Source organism: Arthrobacter sp. NicSoilB11 (assembly GCF_019977375.1).
In the GTDB taxonomy this organism is placed as follows: domain Bacteria; phylum Actinomycetota; class Actinomycetes; order Actinomycetales; family Micrococcaceae; genus Arthrobacter.
The window spans coordinates 93328-115373 of record NZ_AP024659.1 but is presented as its reverse complement, the minus strand read 5'-3'; the positions used below and the strand labels follow the sequence as shown (position 1 = coordinate 115373).

At 60.0% G+C, this 22046-nt stretch carries 16 protein-coding genes and 1 pseudogene; 5 read left to right on the top strand and 12 right to left on the bottom strand.

Features of this window, described 5'->3' with window-relative positions; translation table 11 throughout:
• Window positions 1-60: 60 nt before the first annotated feature.
• The 6 genes from LDO14_RS21220 to LDO14_RS21195 are packed head-to-tail and all read right to left on the bottom strand — an operon-like array spanning window position 61 to window position 9758.
• Window positions 61-2763: an alpha-L-rhamnosidase gene (locus tag LDO14_RS21220; RefSeq protein WP_223995450.1), complete on the bottom strand. Its 2703-nt coding sequence runs from the start codon at window positions 2761-2763 to the stop codon at window positions 61-63.
• Window positions 2764-2813: 50 nt separating this feature from the next.
• A complete protein-coding gene (locus LDO14_RS21215) occupies window positions 2814-4598 on the bottom strand; it encodes a glycoside hydrolase family 3 N-terminal domain-containing protein (protein ID WP_223995448.1) in 1785 nt (594 codons plus the stop codon).
• 4 nt (window positions 4599-4602) lie between these two features.
• The gene (locus LDO14_RS21210; RefSeq protein WP_223995439.1) at window positions 4603-5448 is read right to left on the bottom strand and encodes an ATP-binding cassette domain-containing protein; all 846 of its coding nucleotides are present in this window, start codon (window positions 5446-5448) and stop codon (window positions 4603-4605) included.
• Window positions 5445-7232 (bottom strand): dipeptide/oligopeptide/nickel ABC transporter permease/ATP-binding protein, encoded by a 1788-nt coding sequence (locus LDO14_RS21205; RefSeq protein WP_223995431.1) that lies wholly within the window; start codon window positions 7230-7232, stop codon window positions 5445-5447. The genes LDO14_RS21210 and LDO14_RS21205 overlap by 4 nt, the downstream gene beginning before the upstream one ends.
• Entirely contained in the window at window positions 7229-8170 is a 942-nt protein-coding gene (locus LDO14_RS21200; protein ID WP_223995429.1) for an ABC transporter permease, read from the bottom strand. Before LDO14_RS21200 ends, LDO14_RS21205 begins: the two co-directional genes overlap by 4 nt.
• Window positions 8171-8219: 49 nt before the next feature.
• Window positions 8220-9758 (bottom strand): ABC transporter substrate-binding protein, encoded by a 1539-nt coding sequence (locus LDO14_RS21195; protein ID WP_223995426.1) that lies wholly within the window; start codon window positions 9756-9758, stop codon window positions 8220-8222.
• Window positions 9759-9871: 113 nt separating this feature from the next.
• On the opposite strand from LDO14_RS21195, the gene LDO14_RS21190 reads away from it, so the two are divergent.
• The 3 genes from LDO14_RS21190 to LDO14_RS21180 all read left to right on the top strand — a co-directional run bounded on the left by LDO14_RS21190 (window position 9872) and on the right by LDO14_RS21180 (window position 12944).
• Window positions 9872-10477: a TetR/AcrR family transcriptional regulator gene (locus LDO14_RS21190; protein ID WP_223995424.1), complete on the top strand. Its 606-nt coding sequence runs from the start codon at window positions 9872-9874 to the stop codon at window positions 10475-10477.
• Window positions 10478-11023: 546 nt separating this feature from the next.
• A complete protein-coding gene (locus LDO14_RS21185; RefSeq protein ID WP_223995423.1) occupies window positions 11024-12007 on the top strand; it encodes a thymidylate synthase in 984 nt (327 codons plus the stop codon).
• Entirely contained in the window at window positions 11991-12944 is a 954-nt protein-coding gene (locus LDO14_RS21180; protein WP_223995421.1) for a hypothetical protein, read from the top strand. The genes LDO14_RS21185 and LDO14_RS21180 overlap by 17 nt, the downstream gene beginning before the upstream one ends.
• Window position 12945: 1 nt before the next feature.
• Here LDO14_RS21180 and LDO14_RS21175 read toward each other — a convergent pair whose 3' ends face one another.
• From LDO14_RS21175 to LDO14_RS21165, 3 genes are all read right to left on the bottom strand, one after another.
• On the bottom strand, window positions 12946-14046 hold the full coding sequence (locus LDO14_RS21175; RefSeq protein ID WP_223995419.1) for an ImmA/IrrE family metallo-endopeptidase: 1101 nt from the start codon (window positions 14044-14046) through the stop codon (window positions 12946-12948).
• 1101 nt (window positions 14047-15147) lie between these two features.
• On the bottom strand, window positions 15148-16386 hold the full coding sequence (locus LDO14_RS21170; RefSeq protein WP_223995417.1) for an ABC transporter permease: 1239 nt from the start codon (window positions 16384-16386) through the stop codon (window positions 15148-15150).
• Window positions 16386-17318, bottom strand: a complete 933-nt coding sequence (locus LDO14_RS21165) for an ATP-binding cassette domain-containing protein (protein ID WP_223995414.1) — start codon at window positions 17316-17318, stop codon at window positions 16386-16388. The genes LDO14_RS21170 and LDO14_RS21165 overlap by 1 nt, the downstream gene beginning before the upstream one ends.
• Window positions 17319-17693: 375 nt before the next feature.
• On the opposite strand from LDO14_RS21165, the gene LDO14_RS21160 reads away from it, so the two are divergent.
• Together LDO14_RS21160 and LDO14_RS21155 are read left to right on the top strand one after the other, a co-directional pair.
• Window positions 17694-18023 (top strand): Lsr2 family protein, encoded by a 330-nt coding sequence (locus tag LDO14_RS21160; RefSeq protein ID WP_223995412.1) that lies wholly within the window; start codon window positions 17694-17696, stop codon window positions 18021-18023.
• Between the two features lie 512 nt (window positions 18024-18535).
• The gene (locus tag LDO14_RS21155) at window positions 18536-18853 is read left to right on the top strand and encodes a tudor domain-containing protein (protein WP_223995410.1); all 318 of its coding nucleotides are present in this window, start codon (window positions 18536-18538) and stop codon (window positions 18851-18853) included.
• Between the two features lie 878 nt (window positions 18854-19731).
• Here the strand turns inward: LDO14_RS21155 and LDO14_RS21150 are convergent.
• From LDO14_RS21150 to LDO14_RS21140, 3 genes and pseudogenes are all read right to left on the bottom strand, one after another.
• Window positions 19732-20049 (bottom strand): annotated as a pseudogene (locus LDO14_RS21150) (PDDEXK nuclease domain-containing protein); the annotation flags it as partial.
• A gap of 94 nt (window positions 20050-20143) precedes the next feature.
• Window positions 20144-21310, bottom strand: coding sequence for an XRE family transcriptional regulator (locus tag LDO14_RS21145; protein ID WP_223995557.1), 1167 nt, complete (start codon window positions 21308-21310; stop codon window positions 20144-20146).
• Window positions 21300-22019 (bottom strand): hypothetical protein, encoded by a 720-nt coding sequence (locus LDO14_RS21140; protein ID WP_223995556.1) that lies wholly within the window; start codon window positions 22017-22019, stop codon window positions 21300-21302. The genes LDO14_RS21145 and LDO14_RS21140 overlap by 11 nt, the downstream gene beginning before the upstream one ends.
• Window positions 22020-22046: the final 27 nt, after the last annotated feature.

The window sequence follows — 22046 nt, the reverse complement described above, 5'->3', positions numbered from 1 at the left end:
ATGGAAGGAGGAAGTTCAAGGGGTTAGTCTCCGTGGCGAAAGGGCTTAGAACCGCTCAGGTCAGGCGTCCAACTCTTTCGCGATTTGATTGATCACGTGGGGTGGTACCGAAAACAGCGCGATCTGCAAGGGCGTGCTTAAGGTCCAGTCGGTGCGCCGGCGGACCATTTCGGCGAGGTGGCCGTCGTGGCTGGCGAGTACCTTCATGACAGTTGCGAACGCCTCCGGGTTGTCTACGACCTCGGACACTGGTGACCACATGTGCACGGAGGCGGCGGTCGTCCGTGTGGGTTCGGTGGTGGTCCATTCGTGGACGCCAGGCCCGACTTCGAGTTCGAGCCCTGGCAGGCGCACCGCGGCGGTCGCGTGGGCGGGCACGGTTAGCTTCCAAAGGATGGCTCCCTTTTCACGCCGCCAGCCTCCTTCGACACGGCCCGCGGGGGTGTCCACGGTTGCTGTGGCGTGGTCCAGGCCAGGAAGAGCGATGGGGGCGAAGCGGATAAGCGAGTAGCCCGGGGCTGCGGGGGCAATTCCTGCCAGACGTCGATACATCCAGTCGGCTACTGCCCCCAGCGCGTAGTGGTTGAATGAGGTCATTTCGCCTGGGTTGACTGATCCGTCGGGGAGCATTGAGTCCCAGCGTTCCCATACGGTTGTGGCGCCCATGGTGACGGGGTAGAGCCAGGATGGGCAGCGGGTTTGGAGCAGGAGTGCTGCTGCATGGCTGTCGTACCCGAAGTCTGTGAGCGCGTCGAGTACCAATGGGGTACCAATGAACCCGGTTGAGATATGGTAAGCATCCCTTTTTATGACGTGTGCGAGACGACGTGCGAGAGCTTCCCGTGTGGACAGGCCCTGGATCAGGCCGAACTGCAGGGCCAAGGCATAGGCAGTCGGGGCGTCCGAGACCAGCCGGCCTTCACTGGTGAGGTAGGCGGCTGCGAACGCTGCCCGGACGTCATCGGCTGACTCACGGGCACGGGCTGCAGATTCGTCCTCGCCGAGGTGCGCCGCTGCCTTGGATAGGAGGTCAAGCGAGCGGTACAGGTACGCGGTTGCCACCAGTCCGGGCTGCGTTTTGGCCGCACCGGCCATGTCAGCGGGTGCGTCGGGGTCGAGCCAGTCACCAAACTGGAGGGTCGTTTCCCAGAGCCCCGGACCTCCCGCCGCTGCCAGCTCGGATGAGACCCACGCCTTCATACTGTCCAGGGACTTGGTGAGCAGGTCATCGTCGGCGAACCGTTCGGCCAGCACGGTCGGGATCACGGTTGCGGCATCTCCCCATGCCGCGGCAGGCCAAGCGAAACCAAAAACGTTGGGAACAATGTTTGGAACGACGCCGCCAGCCCTATCCTGTTCGGCGCGGAGGTCGACGAGCCAGTTGGCGAGGAAGCCGTTGCAGTCGAAGAGTGTCGCAGCGGTCGGAGCGAATATTTGCACGTCTCCAGTCCATCCGAGTCGTTCGTCACGCTGCGGGCAATCCGTGGGCAGGCTGAGGAAGTTCCCCCGCATGCTCCAGACAATGTTTTCGTGAAGCTGGTTCAGGAGCGGATTGGAGGTTTCCAGCCAACCGGTGCGGCGCAGGTCGCTTTGAAGCACAATGGCTTGCACCCGCTCAGGGTCCACTTCTCCTGGGTACCCTGATATCTCTGCGTATCTGAAGCCATGGAAAGTACCAACGGGTTCGAACACCTCGGTTCCGGTACCGGAGAGAATAAACGTGTCCGTCGCCGCCGCCCGGCGCAACGGCCGGGTTGCAAGTTCCCCGTCTTCCAGGACCTCGGCGTGACGGATCTCGATCCTTGTGCCGGGCTCACCTTGGACCTCGATGCGAAGTCGTCCAACGAGGTTCTGACCAAAATCGAGGATGGTGCCGGCGGCGGAGGATGACACCTTTACGGGCGCCAAGGTGTCTACCCGCCGGACGGGCTCATTCATGCGGGCGACGGGAACCGGCTGATCGGGTGCGACGGCGGCAGCCTCCCAGTCACCCTCCTGAGGGTCCCACCAGCGGAGGCTTCGGCGGTGGTCAATGGTTTCGCCTTCGTATATGCCGGAGGCGACCACTTCGCCACCCTCAGTCGTCTCCCAGTCATCACCCGAGGCAATGATTTCTTCTGACCCGTCGTCGAACAGCAGGTGCAGCTGTGCCGCGGCGCAGGGTTGCTCTCCGTAGACCCGACGGGCCTCGTCGGCAAAGCCGTAAACCTCTGTATACCAGCCGCCTGTGACTTCGAGCCCGATAGTGCGCCATCCAGGCTCCAGCAGGGCAGTTACATCTGTTGTCTCATGGAGCACCCTGTCTGCATAGCTCGTCCAGCCCGGTGCCAGAACAGAGTCGTCAACCTCGACTCCATCAATCCGGGCTTTTACCGCACCAAGGGCTGACCAGTACAAGGTGGCCCGTGCTGGCTTCCGGTCAAGCAGGAACCGGTGGCGGATAATAAAGGGTTGGGCCTCTTGACGTGGTGCGGTCAGTGCGCTGAAACGGGCCTGCCACTCCCCCGGGCCGAGTGTACCCAGCCGGATATCCAGTGGGTCGCTCCAAGCGGTCCAGATCCCATCTGTGCCTTGGAGCCGAACCTGCACCTGGTATGTTTCACGGGCTACGAGGTCCTCAAAAGGCCAGCCGACGAACACGTTCAGGGGTCCGTTGATCTGCTCCATCCGGTCGTCGTTGAGACGCAGTTCGGCTGCGGCCTGGGACCAACCTGGCGGCGCCTGGGTGAAGACCCAACTCAGGCGCGGCCTCGGTGTTGCCACCCACGAACTGTCCCGCCGGTATTCGGCACTTAGTTGCAGTCCGCTCCCGGTCATTGTGCTCCTGCTTTGCTCAGCTTTGGGTTACGGCTGGAAAGCGATAGTCCCCACCCTGCCGGGAACAACGGGTCCGCCGTGTCATTTGCCACGTCCGGGTTGCTGGCTTCGACCGCTGCCATACTCCTGGGCAACTCGAACGGCAGTTGGCCTTCTGCGGCACGCACACCTGTCAGGACTTCCAGGAGAACGTCATCTGCGATGCCGAATTCCACCAAGAGCGCATCGACAGCATCCACCAGTGGTGTCAGGATCGCCGGGCGGTTCAATGTCACAACGAGGATTGTGGGAAGACGCCGTCCCAAAGCGGCGATTCGCTGAACTTCCTCTTCCGGGAAGTCGAGCGAGCCCTGCTGCATCCCGGCCTCGAGAAAGTATCGGTCACGATGTTCGTACGGGGCGGATACGCGAACAATGGCCACTTCAGCCGTGTCCGCGTCCACGGCGGACCACCCGGCCGGAAGGGCTTCCTCGGACAGGTTGACCAGGTGCACCTTGCGGGGCCCGGCAAGGGGCAGGACGGGAAGGTCGTCACTTCCGTTTGTCAGCACTGTCACTGCCCGGGCTTGGGCTTGTTTTCCCAAGGACACGTCTTGTGGAAGCGGGAGCAGCGCCGCTGAGGTCCTGGTGTCCGTTTCGTTGTCGATGAGGCCAAGGTCGAGCATCATTTTTACCAGCCGCGTCGCGGAGACCTTCACCCGTTCGGGGCTCACGAGCCCTTCGGCTACAGCGCGCAGGATAAGCGGAGCGTCCAGCTCACCCCCGAGCTGATCCACCCCCGCGTTGAAGAGGCGTCCGACTCGTTCGAGCGGTGAGAGATGCTCTACACCCCATGCGCAGGCGGGGAAGGGCTTGCCGGCGATCTCGATGTCGGTCACCAGTCCGAAGTCGCTCAGGACGACGCCGTCGTAGCCAAGCTTCTCCCGCAGGAGGTTTGTGATGATCTGGCGATTGAACGCGAATCCGACAGGCTCGATGGGTTCCCCGTCCACGGTCAGGTCGATGGGCATGCCGTAGTACGGCATGATCGCTGCTGCGCCCGCTTCGATGGCAGCGCGGAATGGCGCGAGGTGTTCTTCGAATCTGCCTCCGGGATACACCTGCTCGCGGCCATAGGGGAAGTGCGGGTCCTCGCCGGCGAGCTGAGGTCCTCCCCCGGGAAAGTGCTTCACGGTGGCGGCGATGCCTTCCGGCCCGAGGGCCGGACCCTGCAGCCCTTCAAGGAAGGCCAGGAGCAGCTCGGTGGTCCGGGCAGGATCCGCGCCGAAGCTTTGTGCCTGCCGTGCCCAGCGCGGCTCGGTACTCAGGTCGACCTGTGGATGCAACGCCATTCTGATGCCCATCGCGAGGTAATCCTTGCGCAGGATGTCGGCGTAGGTGCGGACCAGCTCAGTGTCGCCTATGGCGCCCAGGCCCAAGTTTTCAGGCCATTGGGAGACGCCGGCGGCACGGTGCGCGGCCCCGTCATTCTGCATAAACGAATGGCGGGGATCTGTCGAAAACACAAGCGGAAGCCGTGACCCGCTGCCCCGCGCGATGTCCTGCAGCCGGGCCAGGACCTTGGCTGTGGAAGCAGGGTCGGGAATACTGCCAAGGCAAAAGAACCTGATGCCGTAGTCCTCGATCAATTGGCGGAGTGTTGGGCCGCCGAATCCTGAGGAGGCATCCGGGTCGCCCGCCTCGTCAAGGATGATGATGGGGTGCAGAAGCAGACCCACCTGTTGCTCGAGTGTCAGGGTCTCTGCCAGGGCACGGGCCGCGGACGTATGTGCGTGAGTCACGGGGTCAAATCATTTCTCCGGCGGATTGCCGGGTGTTCAGAGATTGAAAGTACGCGGCGCGGCGTGCCGATTGAAGGGCTGGATCCGCTACCGGCGCTGCGAGCAGGAGTTGCTGCGTATACGGATGCCGGGGGTTGGAGGAGACTTCGCCGGCTGTCCCGCTCTCGATAATTTTTCCGCCGCGCATGACGGCAATGCGGTGGCTCATGACCCGGACAACCGATAAGTCGTGGGAAATGAACAGGTATGAAACGCCGGTGCGCTCCTGAACTTCAAGAAAGAGTTGAAGGACCAGGGCTTGTGTCGTCAGGTCCAGGGCCGAGACAGGTTCGTCGCAGACGATGAGGCGTGGTTCAAGAACGAGTGCACGCGCGATGGCGATGCGTTGTCGCTGCCCGCCGGAGAATTCGCGTGGAAGCCGCTGGATCGCGTTGAACGGAAGCCGGACAAGGTCCAGCGCTTCCGCTATCCGTGCATTTGCATCACTCCGGCTGACGTTACGCACCCGCAACGGCTCGGCAAGAGTCTCACCGACTGTCAGCGACGGGCTGAGCGAGGAGTAAGGGTCCTGGAAAACGACCTGAATCCCTGATGCAAGCTTTCGGCGTTCTTGAGCGCTGGCCTGGGCGAGGTCACGCCCGTCGAAGAGGATCTTTCCTCCGCTGACGGGTGCAAGTCCGAGGAGGGCCCGTCCGAGCGTCGACTTTCCGGAACCGGATTCACCGACCAAGCCGACGGTCTCACCTTCACGGACGTCAAGTGATACCCGATGCAAGGCCTGGAAAGGGGGCCTTCGCCAACCACGCCGGGGATATGTGACCGAGACATCCTGAATATCCAGCAAACTCATTGCCGTGCCTCCGTTTTCGATGACCAGGGCTGGCGAGTGGGTGCGTGATCAAGAACTGCCTCGAACAGTCCCCGGGTGTAGGGATGCTTCGGGCTGGCGAACACGTCGGCAACCGTTCCGGACTCGACAACGGTTCCGGCGCGCATGACCGAGACCCGGTCGGCGAGGTCCGCGACCACACCGAAGTTGTGGGTGACCAGCAAGACTGCGACCTGCAGGTCGGTTTGGATCTCACGCAGAAGCTCGAGCACTTCCGCCTGGACGGTGACGTCAAGCGCCGTGGTGGGTTCATCGGCAATGATCAACGCCGGGTTGCAGGAGACCGCTCCGGCGATCAGGATTCGTTGCGCCATTCCGCCGGAAATCTGGTGCGGGTAGGAGTCCATCGTTCGTTCCGGGTTGGCGATACCTACCCGATCCAGCAGTTCCAGCGCCCGCCGCCGCGCCTGGTCTTTGGACAGCCCTCCGACCACCCGCATGGGCTCGATGAGCTGGAAGCCTATGGTGTAGGACGGGTCCAGATTGGAAAGAGGCTCCTGCGGGATGTAGGCAATGCGCCGACCCCGCAGTTTCCCAAGCTCCTCAGCACTCTTCGACGTTAGTTCCTCCCCGTCGAGCTGAATCGACCCGGACACCACGCTTCCGCCCTCCGGCAGGAGCCCCAACGTGGCCCATGCGGTCTGTGTCTTACCTGAACCGGACTCGCCTATAAGGGCGTGGACTTCGCCGGAAGCGATGCTGAGGGAGACTCCATCAACCACCGTCGTCCATTGGTTCTCTGACGGGTACGCCACGGCAAGGTCGGTGATTTTCAGCAGGGGCGGATCAGCGGCGGGATCCCCGTGGACGATCGGTGCGGCCGGGCGCGGCTGGGGCTGTTCCCACGCAGCGCGGGCCCGGGATGCGCGGTCCCCGGTGAATTCGAGTTCATCCCGCAGCGCCGTACCCAGCAGGGTCAGCGCGATGCAAGTTATGCCGATGGCCAGGCTGGGCCAGAGCATCAGCGAAGGGGCGCGGAAAATGTTGTAGAAACCCTCCCCCAGCATTCCGCCCCAGGTTGGCAGGGAAGGGTCGCCAAGGCCAAGAAAGTCCAGGATGGCCTGGATCCCGACGCCGACTGCGAAGATGCCGGCCACCAGGAGGATAGCGGGGGCACGGACGGCTGTGAGGACGTGGCGGCCGATAATCCGGGCATCACTCAGGCCGGCGACTTTCGCTGCGTCAATATAGAGTTCTTCGCGCACGGCCCGCACCGAGCCGGAAACAACGCGGTAAAACGAGGGCGAAATGAGCACACCGAGAACTGCCATCACCAGCCACATGGAGGGGCCAACCACGGCCCGGACAGCAAGCAGGACAACAAGTGCCGGCAGAGCCATCAGGAGTCCGGAAACCCAGGCCGCGGCCGTGTCGAACCAGCCACCGTAGTAACCGGCGACCAGGCCCGCCGGGATGCCAACGAGGGCAGCAATGACCACGGTCAGCAGCGCCCCGGCAAGACTGACAGAACTGGCAACTATGAGGCGTGAAAACACGTCACGGCCGGCACTGTCGCTGCCGAGGAAGTGCCCGTTACCCGCGCCGGCGAGGACGTTGGATAATTTTGCATCGTTGGGATCAAAAGGAACCAGGAATGGACCCACGATTGCGACCAGCGCCAGCAGTGCCAGATAGGCGATGGCGATCATGCCGATGGGGTTACCCATGAGCCTGCTGAAGAGCCCGCGCCGCAGCGGCGCTGGTTCTTTGGGGATGGGAAGAGCTTGTGCTTCGACTTCGCTCATGAGAGTCGCACCTTGGGGTTGAGCCAGCCTTGCAGTAGGTCGATGGCGAGATTTACGAGAACAACGAGGATGGCGGTGACGATGACGACGCCCATGACGACCGGAAGGTCCCCCTGGGTGGTGGCCTTCACTGCTGCCTGTCCGATTCCTGGGAGCGAGAAGACCTGTTCGATGATCACGGCGCCGCCGAAGACAATCACGAACTGAAGCCCAAGAACGCCAAGCGCTGGCCCTGCTGCGTTCCGCAGGACGTGGCCGTAGACCACCCTGCGCGTGGGAAGGCCACGGGAGCGAAGGGTGCGTACGTAGTCCATTCTGAGCACGTCGATCATCGAGCCGCGGACCTGCTGGGCCACCCCGGCTGTCGCCCCGATCGCAAGGGCGATGATCGGCAGGGTCACAGTCGACAACCAACCGGTGATGGACTTCGAAGCGGAGATGTAGCCGGTGGCCGGCAGCCATCGCAGCATCAGGCCGAAAACCGTGGCCAGGGCAAGGGCGAAGAGAAACCCGGGCACGGCAGCGGCGATAACCGACCCGACCTGAATGGTACGGTCGAGCCAGCCACGCCGTCCGGCTGCGAGGGCGCCCAGCAGGACCGCCAGCAGCCCCGATACCAGCGTGGCGCCGATAGTGATCGAAAGAGTCACCGGAACCCGCACCGCGAGCGTTTGCACTACCGGTTCCCCGGAGAACCACGACCGGCCAAGATCGCCGGCCATAACGTGCCCCAGCCAATCACCGAACTGTATGATCAGCGGTTTGTCGATGCCGAGCTCGGCGGCTTTCCGAGCTACGATCTCGGCAGACGCCGACTGGCCAACGATGTTGCGTGCAGTGTCCGTCGCTCCCACGTAAAGCAGAAAGAACGCAAGTACGCAGAGGGTCGCGACTGTGACGATGCCGGCTCCAAGCCGACGAAGGATGAAAGCAATCATGAGGGTCCCGTCCGGGTTGGGGCTGCGTGAATCACGCCGCCCCAACCGATCATTTCTTGGGCTCGATGTTCCAGAGATACGGCGCGATGTTGTCCTTCTGCATCACGACTTTCGTGTCGGCATCGCTGAAGAATGCACTCTGAAGACGGTAGCTCGGTGCGAACCATGCTTGGTCCACGAGCCATTCGTTGACCTGCTTCGCCACAGCAGTAGCTTCCTCGCCCTCTGCAGTCTGCAGTTTCGCGGCCAGCGCCGCCAACTCGGGGTTGGTGACGTGGAACGGGTTCCAGGTAGCCGACGGCAGTACGGCGAACTGCAGGGTTTGCCACGCCGTCGGGTCAGACTGCAGCTGGAACGGGAACGCCGACCAGGTGCCGCCAAGCATCTTCGGGAAAAGATCATCTCCGGTCTGCTCCCACTGGACCTTGATGCCGACGGCATTGAGCTGCTCAGCGTAGACAGCGAACTCGGATTCGGGCACGAAGTTGTTCCGCGGCATCACCAGGGTGAACCCATCCGGGTAGCCCGCATCAGCAAGAAGCTTTTTGGCCTTGTCGGGATCATACGGGTAGCGGTTGTCCAGGTCAGCGACATAGGCGTCGCTGCCGGCGGAAAAAATCTGGGTTGTCGGGGTGGCATAGCCGGCCGCGAGAGCCTGCACCAGGCCCTTCCGGTCAAGAGCGTGGTTAATGGCCTGGCGAACACGGACGTCGCCAAGGGCCGGATTTGTCTTTCCCTCCCTGTCAACCAGCAGGAACCCGGCCCAGTTCAACTCCGTGAGGTTGGCTTCGTAACCCGAAGCCTTCGCATCCGGGATCTGGGTAGGCGTGTTTGATGCGCTCACATCGAGCTGACCACTCTTGAGCGCATTGACAAGGGCAGTCGAATCGGGATAGACGTTCACCTCGATCTGGTCGTAACGGACAGACTCAGGATCCCAATAATCGGCCTTCTTTTTGAAGACGTACTTCGATCCCACGACAGACTCGTCCTTGCTGAGTTCATACGGGCCCGAGCCGACCGGAGATGTCTTCGCGTCAGGCGAGTTCCACATGGAAGGGCTTCCGATGATGCCGGCATTCTGCGACAGGTAAACGAGGAACGCCGGATCGGGCTCCGACAGCGTCAGGACGAGAGTATGCGCGTCGGTTGCCTGCGCCGTCTTCAGTGCACGCAGGAATGAGGCGTTGTCGCTGGTGCCATCACGGAACCGGGTGAGGTCCCCCGCGGCCACGTCAGCGGTAAGGGCCTGGCCGTCGCTGAACTTCACGTCGTCACGCAATTTCAGGGTGAGCTCGGTCCGCGTCTGGTCCCACTCCCACGAAGTCGCCAGGCCGGGCTTGATATTGCCGTCCGGGTCTTCCCGAAGAAGCGTGTCATAGACCGGCTGAAGGTAGGCGACATCGCCCGCCCAGCGGGCTTCCCACGGGGCAAAAGACTTCAGCGCGGCCGCCGACCCGTAACGGAGGGTGGTCTGCTGCTCTGCAGAACCTCCCCCGCTGCCGGCTCCTCCGGTGCAGGCAGAGAGGGCAAGAGCGCATGAAAGCCCCACCCCCACAGCCCAAAGCTTGCTTGTGTTGTGCTTCATTGCACGTCCTTTCGACGTTAAGAAGGTGATCGGTGTGACGCCCGATACATCGACGGTAACACAAAAAGCGGATGATCATCCGGTTTTTGTCGAAAAATTGATATTGTCAGGGGATGAGTACCAAAACGCCCCGGCGCGGGGAGTACGCGAAAACTGCACAACGGCGGCAGCAGATCGTTGACGCCGCATCGGTCATCTTCGCGAAAGTAGGCTTTTTGAACGCTTCCCTGGGCGAGATAGCCTCCCTGGCGGGCATGAGTGTCGCTGGTTTGAACCACCACTTCCCGACCAAAACCTTGTTGTTGGAAGCAGTCTTTGAACAGCGCGATGCTGAAGCGGAAACGTTTTTTGAGGGGGGCAAGGGACTGGCCTTGCTGCAGGGCCTGATCGATGTCGCTGAACGCGACCAAGCCAACCCCTCCGTTACACGCTTCTTCGCGATCATGTCAGCAGAGGCGACGGCAGGCGATCATCCAGCAAATGAATACTTCGGCAGGCGGTATGAGGCGATTCTCAGCCATGTGGAAGGGGCCTTTAGGGATGCGCAGGAGGAAGGCGCACTTCGTCCTGGAATCGAACCAATCGAAGCAGCGCGCGCATATGTAGCGCTGTCAGACGGCCTGCAGGTCCAAGGCCTCTACCAACCCGGCGCCTTCTCACTGCCCCAAATCACGCGAAAACTCCTCGAATCGTTCTTGATTCATCCTCTTTCGCCATGAGTCAAGCCCTTGGTAGCCTTCCCGCACTTGAATGTCCACAGTGCGCAAACGGCTGCTGCTCCCAACCGCCGGCAGATTATTGCGTCTACTTCGACTACACCTCAACCTGACGTCAGAAAGGCCGTAAAAAGCTGTCAGGCTAGGGTCGCCGGAGCACATGCCGGACGCTTACTAGGAACAGCCTTAGATGCCAAGCTGACAGCGGGGTGAAGGCCACGCGCCCTGCTTCGATCATGACGTAGTAGACCACTATCAGCCGGGGAATCCCGCCGCCTCCCCTGACACGAGAACCGAAAGACTGTTAAGTAAACCGCGCCGACTCCCGATCCTGCTGACTTCGGTATCAATGCGACTTTAGATAACGACAAAACCGCCAGGCAGGAGGTGCCATGTCTAGGGGTAAGCGTTCATTTAGGTCCCCCGAACATTGAGATAACCCCCACACGTCATACTGCGATCGGCCGGAGCGGGTCCTATGTCGCTCCCGAAACGATTCGGGGCAGTTCGGCAGGTAGGATGTCCCAAATATAGACAATTGGGGAGATAGTGGATCGATTCCTGGCAGCTGAAACGATAGATAATCTTATGCGCTGTGCATTTTCTCGCGTTCTCGAAGAGGGCACTGCCATTTCGCCTTCCAGGGGGGACGCGCAAGAAGTCTTCGGATTCCTCCTCGAACTCAAGAACCCTCGGGCCCGACTCAGCAGGAGCCAGACACGTCAGCGCGTATTTAGCGCCCTGGGCGAGCTTCTCTGGTACTTGTCAGGATCGGACGACGTTGACCACATCGGCTACTACGTCGACTACTACAAGGGCACGGGTGTTTCAATCGAAGGTCATGTAACGGGCGCCTACGGTCCCCGCCTTTTTGCTTTCGACCATGTCAATCAGCTCAAGAATGTCATAGACACACTGAGGTCTAATAAGGACTCGCGCAATGCGGTGATCCAACTATTTGACCACCAGGATACAGAAAACGCTCCGTGCACGCTCGCGTTGCAGTTCGCGGTCCGTGAAGACAAGTTGATCCTGATGACAAGCATGCGTTCGAATGACGTCTTTTTGGGGCTTCCTCACGATATTTTCGCTTTTACAATGCTTCAAGAAATCGTGGCAAGGTCGATCGATGCCGAAATTGGCAGCTACTTTCATTCAGTAGGCAGTTTGCACCTGTACGGCACAAACCGAAAGTCTGCACAGTCCTATATGGACGAGGGATGGCAGGATGGTGCCGCTATGCCAGCGATGCCTATGGGGGACCCTTGGTCAGAGATCAACAATCTCCTGAGCCTTGAGGAAGCCATTAGAGTTGCTGAACGATTGGATCTGACCAGTCTTGAGCTTCCAAAGGTGAGATACTGGAGGGATCTGGCTCTGCTGCTCTGTACTCGAAAGCTTTTGCTTGAAAAGCGCCTGTCCGACATAATCGGTCTTGCCGATGAGATAGACAGCAAATATTTTCGTGAAATCGTACTAGAGCGCATAGACAAAGAAGAGTGGATTAGGGAAAATCATGGCATTTGTCGGTGAGGCAGCACGACCGCGGTACCAGCGCAGATTTGACGAGCTCGCTGAGCGGATAGGCGATTTTGAGAAGGTAAACGTCCCATTGCCGGGCATCGTAGGCGACGCCGAGCGCGAAGTTCTGATTAATCAACTCATCGACAGCGAACGCAGAAACCACCACTTCGAACGTATGCTGACTCGTTCCCTCCCATCGGATTCGATTGATCCACATCTAACACACTTCGACCCGCTCAAGGCTGCTATCTACCATTGGAACGCGGGAAATCATGATGAAGCTTACTGGTTAGTTTTTCAATTCGTGCATTTTGGAAAACATCCCACCGCCGGATGGCGCTTCGTTCGCGAAGTCTACGGCCGCTTGGACACTCACCCAATTTGGTCTTGGGATGAGATCTCGGCAAACACGCCTGAGTTCCGCCTATGGCTGGGTGAAAGCCAAGCGCAACTCTTGCGGAGAGACCAACCCAGGGGTTTCGGTAACCACCGTAAGTATGCCAGCTTGAGCCACGAAAGTCCGCGTGGAACAGCTTCAGTCTTCGAGAGCTATATCGAGTGGGTGATGGCCTATGGAAGCCACGCCAAACTCTTTGGCGTGTACTCACATCTCCCTTCTCCAGAAGAGAAGTTTGACGCGATCTATAAAGCAATGCGTGTCGTCATGGACTTTGGCCGAATCGCCAGGTTTGACTACTTGATGACTCTGTCGAGATTGAAGTTTCTTGACGTAGCACCGGGATGCGCCTACCTGCAAAATGCTACTGGGCCGCTTCAGGGGGCGCGTTTACTGGTTAGTGGACCGCAGTCCAATACCAGTGCCAGGGACCTAGAGCGCGTCCTGCGGGAATTTTCGTCCGTTGTAGGAGTATCTTTCGACGTGATTGAAGACGCGGTTTGTAACTGGCAGAAGAGCCCCGGAACTTTCAAAAAGTTCGTTTTATAGATCAACTCTTCTTTTTCAGTCGAAGCGTTGCCCCGGCACGCACATATCGCCGCTTCATGTAGTTGCACTCGTGATGTTCGAGTATCCCGGTGTTTTGCAGTTGGCCCACGATTATCCCGGGACTTGTGCCTGCTTCTGAAGCCATTTTGAAGATCGCACGACGCGTCGGTTTCCGGTCCATACTTGGCGGCCGGCTCTCTATCGGCCATAACACATCAGCCGAAAACGTGTTGGCCTGTGACTCTGCCTCACTTGATTCGAACGCCGCAGGGTCACCGTCCACGTGAATGTTCTCATCTTGGTGCAAAAGGAGATGACCGGCCTCATGGAAAAAGGAAAACCAGAATTGATCATCGGCAAGATATCGTCCACTGAGTTGTATGAGCGCAGACCCGTCAGCCAAGATACGGCTCGCGCCACTAGCAGCGCAGCCTTCGGGAGCAGGAACAATAACGCATGAAACGCCGCATTCGCGGGCTATAGAGTTCAAACGCGGAAGGAACTCCTCCGGATCCGCCATTCTGGTCAACTCCCGGATTTTAGGTAGCGCATCCGAAAATGCCCTGGCATCGAATTTGGCGCCTTCAAACCCCTTGTGGGCGAGCTCTCCCGCCCGCAGCCAAGCGGAGACTGCTGGGACCTGGTTGGGAAATGTTGAAGAAGTTCTAAAACGAACACCCTGGAGCTGCACCGCGTAGGCATTCCGCCACGCGTCTAGACTGTCAGTTCCGAAAAAATTCAGGCATGCATCGATTCGGTCCCGCCAATCTTTGGGTACCTCTAGCCAAGCAAGCTTCTTCATTGAGCTCAAGGGAAGGGATTGCGCCCAATGATCCGCCTCGACCGTTGCCTGCATCTCACGGAAGCGTTCTTCCCTCCGTAGCCAGAAGGGAACGCTTCCGCCTAAGCATGTAGACAAAGAATGGGCTATGGACTTCGTAACAGGGCGCGAACCACGAAGTAAATTGTCGAACTCTTCCATGTCTAAGCCACAGGCCTTTGCGACATCCTCGGAGCTTATCTCCTTGGTAGTCAGGAGATCACTAATGGTGTCGCCAGGAGAGCTTGCCCATCGCGGAACAAATTCTTCGGTAGCTGTCATTTCGGAATCTCCTGAAAGTGAGTCAACTGTAGCCTGCTGATTCTGTCCCAAGCGGGTTTTGATGAGGGCCCCCACACAGTTACATGATTTGCTCGTGCCATGACGTAGTGACGGTCTAGAAGGTGGACGGGTATGCAGCTAAGGGTGGATACGCTGAGGTCAATCCCAAGAGGTACGTCGACCAGGTGATCCGCAGCATCAAGGTCGGCCAGACGGACTTGAAGTGAACGCGTCAACTCAACTCCCAACTTTCGAATCGCATACTCAGGCTCTAGACACGTTCGTTGCAGCTCGTTCGTCTCGTAGCTGAGTATCAAATTTTGGCCTTCTGTCATGAGCAACGGGCTTCAACGGAAGCAGACTGATGGATTAACCCTATCCCCAGTGCTGGATGGGAACGCGCAAGTGCAGCACTGTCATGTATGCGTCTTTTTCTGCAGGTGATTTTCCCAGAGGTTCATTCCCCTCGACCTGGAACTCCAAGCCCGATGAAACCGTTGGCGCCTTTGTTAGGGCTATGGGGTGAGCTCGATCGAAGCCAGAGCGGCGATTGTGAGTCGGCGTGAGGAAGCTCGTTCTACCCGTTGCAGGGCGGCTACTTGATGACCCTCGTCGGGCAGGGCAGTTTGTTCATAGGCGCGGAGCTTGTCCCAGCTTAGGCCGCCACTGCCATCCGCTATGTCGGTCGGCCGACGCTGACAGTACGAGACGCTGCGGTCGTTCTTAGTGCCACACAAGTAAGGACGACGGTTTCGTTCTGGAGGTCCCTGACTAGGACGTCATCGACCAAGGCGACGTAGGAGTTGGGTTTGCCGCGCATTGTCTTGAGTTGTCCAGAGTTCTTTGGGCCGGCCGCCCCTTTACTCACCGCATGCGGCTCCTTCGGTGTCCGTTTCTACCCATTCCAAAGCGGCTACGAGATGCCCCCTCGTTCGGGACGAGCAAGCCGTCAAATGCCGATAACAGCGCATCTGTAAAGCTGAATCCACTCTCATCAGGGCATCCAGCCGTGTGAACCGATAGGCCCCGTAGTCGACAGCGTCCAAGCCAACATGCACCAGCCAAAGGACCCGGAGAGCACGGGAGGGATCAGGAACGGACTTATTTAGTGGCGAGTTCAGTTCTGCGGAAGGTGCCGGCGATTGAGAGTTTGCGGCCGTATTCGATGGACCCGTACCGGAAAAGGTGGACGGCCAGGCGCAGGATGGCGATGCCGACGACGAAGAGTTCGACGATGACGATGCCGGCCTCGACCGGGGTGAGGGTACCGAAGGCATTCCTTAGCAGTGCGGTGACCGGGGCTGTGAGCGGGAAGTAGGTGAAGATCTGCACGATGAGTGCTTCAGGATTGGAAATGACCATGCTGAATGTGTAGAAGGGGATGAACATCATGGCCATCAGAGGCCCGAAGATCGTGCCTGCCTCTTTGGCGGTGGGCATGATCGCGCCGATGGCCACGAGGGTGCCGGTGAAGACGGTGAACCCACCGATGAGCAGCAAGGCGCCGGTAATCATGGGCCCGGGTTCGAAGGCCAGGGAGGACAGGTCCAGGTCGGGCAGGGCCAGGCGGTCGCGGAAGAACAGGTAGGCCAGCCCGACCGGGGCGAGGAACACCAGGATCTGCACGAGCCCGACCATGAACAGGGAAATGATCTTCCCGGTGATCAGGGTGGTCGGGTTCAGGGTGGTCAGGATCATCTCCGTGACCCGGTTCTCTTTTTCTTCCAGGGTGGAGTTCAGCATCTGGTTTGAGAGCAGGATCATCGAGATGTAGAAGACGACGAGGAACAGCAGGGGCGGGATCACTCCCCCGACGCCGGCGCCGACTTTGCCGTCCCGGTAGGTCTCGGAGTCGAACTTCACGGCCCCGGTCAGGGCCGCGGTCAGGGCCGGGTTTTTGACCTGGTACTGGGCCGAGGCTTCCAGTAGCTGCTTGGCGACGGCCTCGTATTTGCCGTTCTCGAACATGCCCTTGTCGGCCCCGTAGACCTTGACCGGTTCCTTGGTTGGGTCGGCCGGATAGTCGAAATATGCTTCGGAGCTGCCGTTCTTCACGGCGGCAACGGCCGCGTCCGGGTCGGCTGCCACGGTTCCGCCCGCCGCCTGCGCGCCGGCCTCTGGGATGATGCCGGAGGCGTCCGTGTAGCTGAAGGAGAACTTGGCGTTCTTCTGCGCGGCGGCGCTGTCCTTGGAGCTGGTGTTGGAGGCGAAGACCAGGGCGAAAACGACGATCAGGAGGAGCGGGATCGCCAGGGTCGCGATGGCGAAGCCGCGCTTCTTGATCGTGCGGACGAATTCGAACGCGACGACCGTGCCGAGGTTGTGTCGTGCCAATGCCATCACTGTGCCTCCGCCAGTTCGTGCTGTTCGCCGTAGACCTTGATGAAGATTTCATCCAGGGAGATCCGTGCCGGGGTGAAGGACCGCAGGCCCACACCGGTTTCCACGAGCTCGCGCAGGACCTTTTCCTCGGAGGCGCCCTGCCCTGGCGCCAGTTCGGCCCGCCCGTCGTTGGCGGAGATGATCTCGTACAGGTCCGATTCGGGCAGGACCCCGTCATAGGTGACCCGGTAGACGGTGCCGCCGAACTCCTCCTGGACTTCCTCGACGGTTCCGTAGGCGCGGGAGACCCCGTCCTTGAGCAGGATCACCCGGTCGCAGAGCCGTTCGACCTCTTCCATCTGGTGGGTGACCATGATGACGGTCGCCCCGGCCAGCTTGTGCTCTTCGATGATGTCCATCAGCAGCCGCCGGTTCACCGGGTCAAAACCCTTCGTCGGCTCATCCAGAATCAGCAGTTCCGGGTTGTTCATGATGGTCACCCCGAGCTGGACTTTCTGCTGCTGGCCGCCGGAGAGCTTGTCCAGCCGGGTCTTGGCCTTCTCCGGGATGCCCACCCGCTCCAGGTAGGACTCAGACCAGGACCGGGCCGCGGTCTTGGTCAGGCCTTTGAGCCGGCCGAAGTAGGTCATCACGTCCAGGACGGGTTCCTTCTTGTACAGGCCGCGTTCCTCCGGCAGGTAGCCCAGGCGTGCCCCGTCCCGGGGTTCGAAGACCTTCCCGCCGATGTGCAAGGTCCCGGCGGTGGGCTGGTAGATGCCCAGCAGCGCCCGCAACGTGGTGGTCTTCCCCGACCCGTTGGACCCCAGGAACCCGAAGGTCTCCCCCGCGTTCACGTCGAACGAGAGGTCCCGGATGACCGTGGTGTCCCCGAAGTCCATCCGGAAGTCCTGAATGTGCACAAGCGGCTCCGCCGCGTCCCCCAACGTCATGATTCAAGCCTATCTCCGGCAAGGAATACCGTCGCCGGCCGGCGTACCGTGCAACAGGTGATGGCGCCATCGCCCAGGAACAGCCCGGGGTTGGATCGCTGTCACAGCCGGGGACAATCCTGACGGGAGTCCATTCCTGGCGCTGCCAAGGGTGGTGATCGATGGCTGCCGTGTCCCAGTCCTCGCACCGTCCAGAATTGGGATGGCATGACCGGTCTTTTCGCTTTCCCGGCACCGTCACGACAGGTTCCCCTTTCTTCTTATTGGCCACTGAATTTCAAAAGGCAAGCATGATCGTCGTCTGCCCTCTTAGCCCGGAAGACTATTCCTTACGTGGGTGACGCCGCATAGTCAGCACCCTGATAGTCTTGTTTTATGGCAAAAAAGACAGTCGTGCTGCTGGAAGATGATATTGACGGCTCCGAAGCTCAGGAAACGATATCTTTCGCTCTCGACGGCAGTGAATACGAAATTGATCTCAACGAGGGACACGCCAGTGAGTTGCGTGAAGCCCTGACCCGCTTCACCGCCGCTGGCCGGAAAGTCTCCGGCGGGCGCGGCCGTCCGGCAGCCCGTACCAAGGCCTCCCACGGGGGACCTGACGCGAAAGCGGTACGGATGTGGGCCGCTGACAATGGCATCCAGGTCAACACCCGCGGACGGATCCAAGCGGAAGTAGTAGAGAAGTACGAAGCCGCCCACTAAAAGTGGCACAAACACAAAAGCAGGGCCGGAATTGAGTGCTAAATTCCGGCCCTGCTTTTTATTTCTGCAGCGCACCTATGACCGCGCCCTAGAAATCTATTCAGGAATAGATCCACCTCCGGAAGTCAAACTCGGGAGCACTTTCTTCCGGGACTTCCGTGAGCGATGCGCTACCCCCGTCCGCCAGAACGTAAACCTCGCCGGAATTCTGGGCACCGGGTTTTCAGTCTCGCGCTGAAGCCGCGCACTGCTCCCTGCTTAAGCGCGGTCGTTATCGCCTCGGGCTATGGCAGTGCAGCCCGTTCCTCCGGCGGAAGAGCGCCGTAGGGCAGGGACTCACCGCAACGGGATGAGAGAAATCCATCCTTAGTGACGTTTCAATGAATGAATGGGGCTCGGATCCGCCCGGCCAGCTGTCCCCGATACGGCGTCGCTGGAAATGTCATGCGGGGCACGTAGGGTGTCACCATGGCTACAGAACCGCAGGACTCACCGCTTCGTGCCGGGCTGTCATGAACGGCGCCGAGGAAAACTACGTCGTGGGCCTCGCCGCGGACTGGGCGCGGACCGATCCCTTGGAACAATGGGTCAACGCCGCCCCGGAGGGCGACCCCACGCCCATCGACGAAACCATCCAGGAGTACCTGGGCATCCACAACCCCTTCCCTGACGAGACTCCCGTCGAGGTACTGAGGAACGACAATTCCGGCTGGGACCGCGCCCTTATCGTCGAGCGGGTCGGCGTCGATGAGTGGACGGTGGAGTACGACGACGGCGAGCAGGCATGGCGCAGCCACCAGGAGCTCCGCCCCGCACCAGGACCGACATGATCCTTAGCGCCGGATCCGCCCGATAATCCTCGTCTACAGAAAAGCTTGCGCAGACATGGTAAGCCTGCTTAGCATAATGTCAGTCGAAGGGGATCGACTGTTGGGGAATGGGAAAAAGTGAAGGGCGCGCTCAGCGAACGGGGCGCGCCTTTCCCGTGTAGCGTGCACCTCGCATCCGCGAACGGACGAGCCGGGGTGTAGGCGCCGAGTCCCCGGATCGGTCAAACCATAACGAGGCATCTCGGATTTTGAAATGCTTCCCGGCCCGCGGTACCTGAGATGGTGTGCCCTTGTCATAAGCCGTATCGGCCCCAGCCCCAAGGCATGGCCTGTCCCAGGCACTCCACGACCGGTCGCCGCCAACACGGTCGGCGCCAAAGACACCCAAGACCGTTGCCAGGTCCTGCCGTCCCCGGCCGCCGGCGGCAACCTCCCATCAGTCCGGCGACAGACTCAACGTACTGACAACGCGGTCGATACGTTGGCGGCCGACGCGGCAACGATCCTTGCCGGTTTCCGTGCCGGCGCTGCCTGCCAGCCATGAGGGGAACGGCTAGGGACCGAACCCCTCATCCATGCGATGAGTGGCCAGTTATGGCGGGACTGTCCCCTTCCTCGAGTGCCGTCGCAGTCAAACTCACCCAACTCACAGGACCCGTCGCACAAGGATTCCAGCCGCGGCCAGGCCGAATCCATGCAGTTCTACACCGGGGTATGTTTGCCCGCTGCTTCATCGATCCGGCAAGCAAGCTGCCGGATTATAGCTGCACGCCTCCACGCCAAATTATCCAGAGAACTTTGGACAATTCACCCATCATCCAATGCGGGAGCCCATCCAGCAGCGGGTCGGAGTTGGGGCCGGCGGTGGTCTGGACGCGTTACCGGTCACCTTCGCTGATCGGCAAGTCCGGCTCGGCCCATTCCAGGGCGGCGACGAGATGCCCCTCGCTGGGAAGTGCCCTTTGTTCGGCCGGCGGGAGTTTGTCATAGGTATAGGCGGCCACGGCCATCGGAGAGGTAGAGCGTCCGAGGCTATAGCGGACGCTGCGGTCGTTTTTAGTGCCGCAGATGAGGATGCCAATCGTTTCGTTGTGGTGATCGCGCCGCAGGACGTCATCAACAATCGCGACATAGAAGTTAAGTTTCCCGGCGTATTCGGGCTGGAATTTGCCGGTCTTGAGCTCGATAACGACGTAGCCCGTTAACCGCACTAACTGCGGTACCGACCGCAACCATCGAGCCTGTCAGCGTGCAATCTACAGTGGCGAACCGTAGCAACCGCATACTGCCTCAGCCGCCCACCAATCGTAGTCGAGGCCGGGTCTCACGGATGCCGACTAGCTCACGAACTCGCTCAAGTGGCCAACGGAGCTCATTGGCTAGGTCGACAATCGAAAAGCCGTTTCGCTCAGCCACGCCCATGGCCTCCATCAGCAGGGAAGGTTGTTCTCCCGGAGAATCGGCAGTTGCTGGATCATGGCGTATCCCCAGCCGATTTTGCTCACGAATTTTCTGGTAGGCGCGACGCACTGAAACATCAGCTACGCCTCTCACTTCCTGCATACGACGGACCAGTGACTCCGTAGATACACCCCACTCCAATCCAAGGCGGCCCAAGCGTGCCAGGTTCATCGTGGTTGGCAATAGGGGTTCAATCTCGGACAGCGGTGTCAGAAACTCAGCAGCAAACATGTCTGCCTCACGTTCTTGCCGGGGATCCCCTGGTACGACATCACGGTGTAAGACAAGATGACCGAGCTCGTGAGCACACGTGAAGCGATGCCGATAGACAGACTTGGCTCGCTCAGTTGTCGTGACCACCACGGGACGTTCGAGCGCCGACGTAGAGAATGCATCCACCCTCACGGACGTCTGGCGCCCACCAGCAAACGCAAGACAAGAAACCAAGATCCCGTTGTGCTCCATTGTGAGTGTTAGGTGCGGGAGGGGGCCGGTCCCCAGCTCCCAGTAGTCACGCAGCGCCTGGGCTGCCTCAGCGGGTGTCATTGATGAGGAGCTGTCATCAAGTGAGGGAACATTGGCTTCTGGAAGTAAAACCCGCTTTTCAATTGCCAGGGAAAGCTCCCACAACCACTCGACATAGGTGGCGGCTTTCAACTTCTCAGACGATCGTGTTGCGCGCAAACTTCTGAAATGCGCTTGGGATGCATCAACTTGTCCGATTGGGCGACCAGGTGTGAAGAAGGCCACCGGCACGTTCAATTCCCGGGCCAAGGCAGCAATTACGGTGGGTCCGGGCACCATTACTGCGGCTTCGTACTGGCCTATGGCTGCCCCTGAAACTCCGACAGCTTCTCCTAATGCCTGCTTCGTTAGGCCAGCTAGGCGACGTGCCTGACCCAGCCGAAGCGGTTCGAAATCGTCGTGTACCGCACGGGCTGACATGAGGACGTCATCGGAGAAAAGCTCGAGCTGGCGACCTGAGCTATCCTTCATTTCCAGTCTTCGGTTTCAGGTCGAACTGTTTCCGTGGAGCCTTATCGAATCGTTTGACTTCCGTATGGGGGGCAACACTAGCCGGCTCACGCCTGGCAGTCGACAAAGTATGAATGTCCGTCAGTTTCAAAGTCCCATCAGCATTCAACTGGGCGTCGGCACAAAGTATCTCGTACAGTCCTGCCACATTGCTCGAATAGGCCACCACGGTCACCGGATAGACTTCGCTGTCCCCAGCACTGGCAGCGTCTTCCACCTGTTCAAGGAAGGCACGGTCTGCTCCTGTGAGCTGCAACTGCTCGTCGATGTCCAGTGCCATAACCTCCTGCTGGGCAGCGACTGCCATATTGAAAGCTGCGATGCGCGCGTCAGAAGTGGCAAACTTCTTCAACAGGATGTCGACCCCGTCCTTGTTGGCGTAACGCCAAAAGACAACTGCTCGACCGTTAATGACGGGCAGTTTCCGAACGCCACGTTTGGGCTGGATGAAGGACACCTCCGGGCGCTTGCCTAAGGCCTTGTAGAACAAGTCCTGCGCCGAAAAGTTCACGGGACCGTACACTCTTCGATGCCCAGCGCTGATTTGTGCCTGCGCGTTCATGTGTTCGTCGTGTGCAGTGTTCAGTGCTTCGAGCATAGCCTCCTGCGTGAAGCGGCCGAGGGCACCGAAGCGTTCCAGCCACCACTGCGTTTCATGCGAGTTCTTCACATCTTCTCCTTTTGTCCTTACTCCATA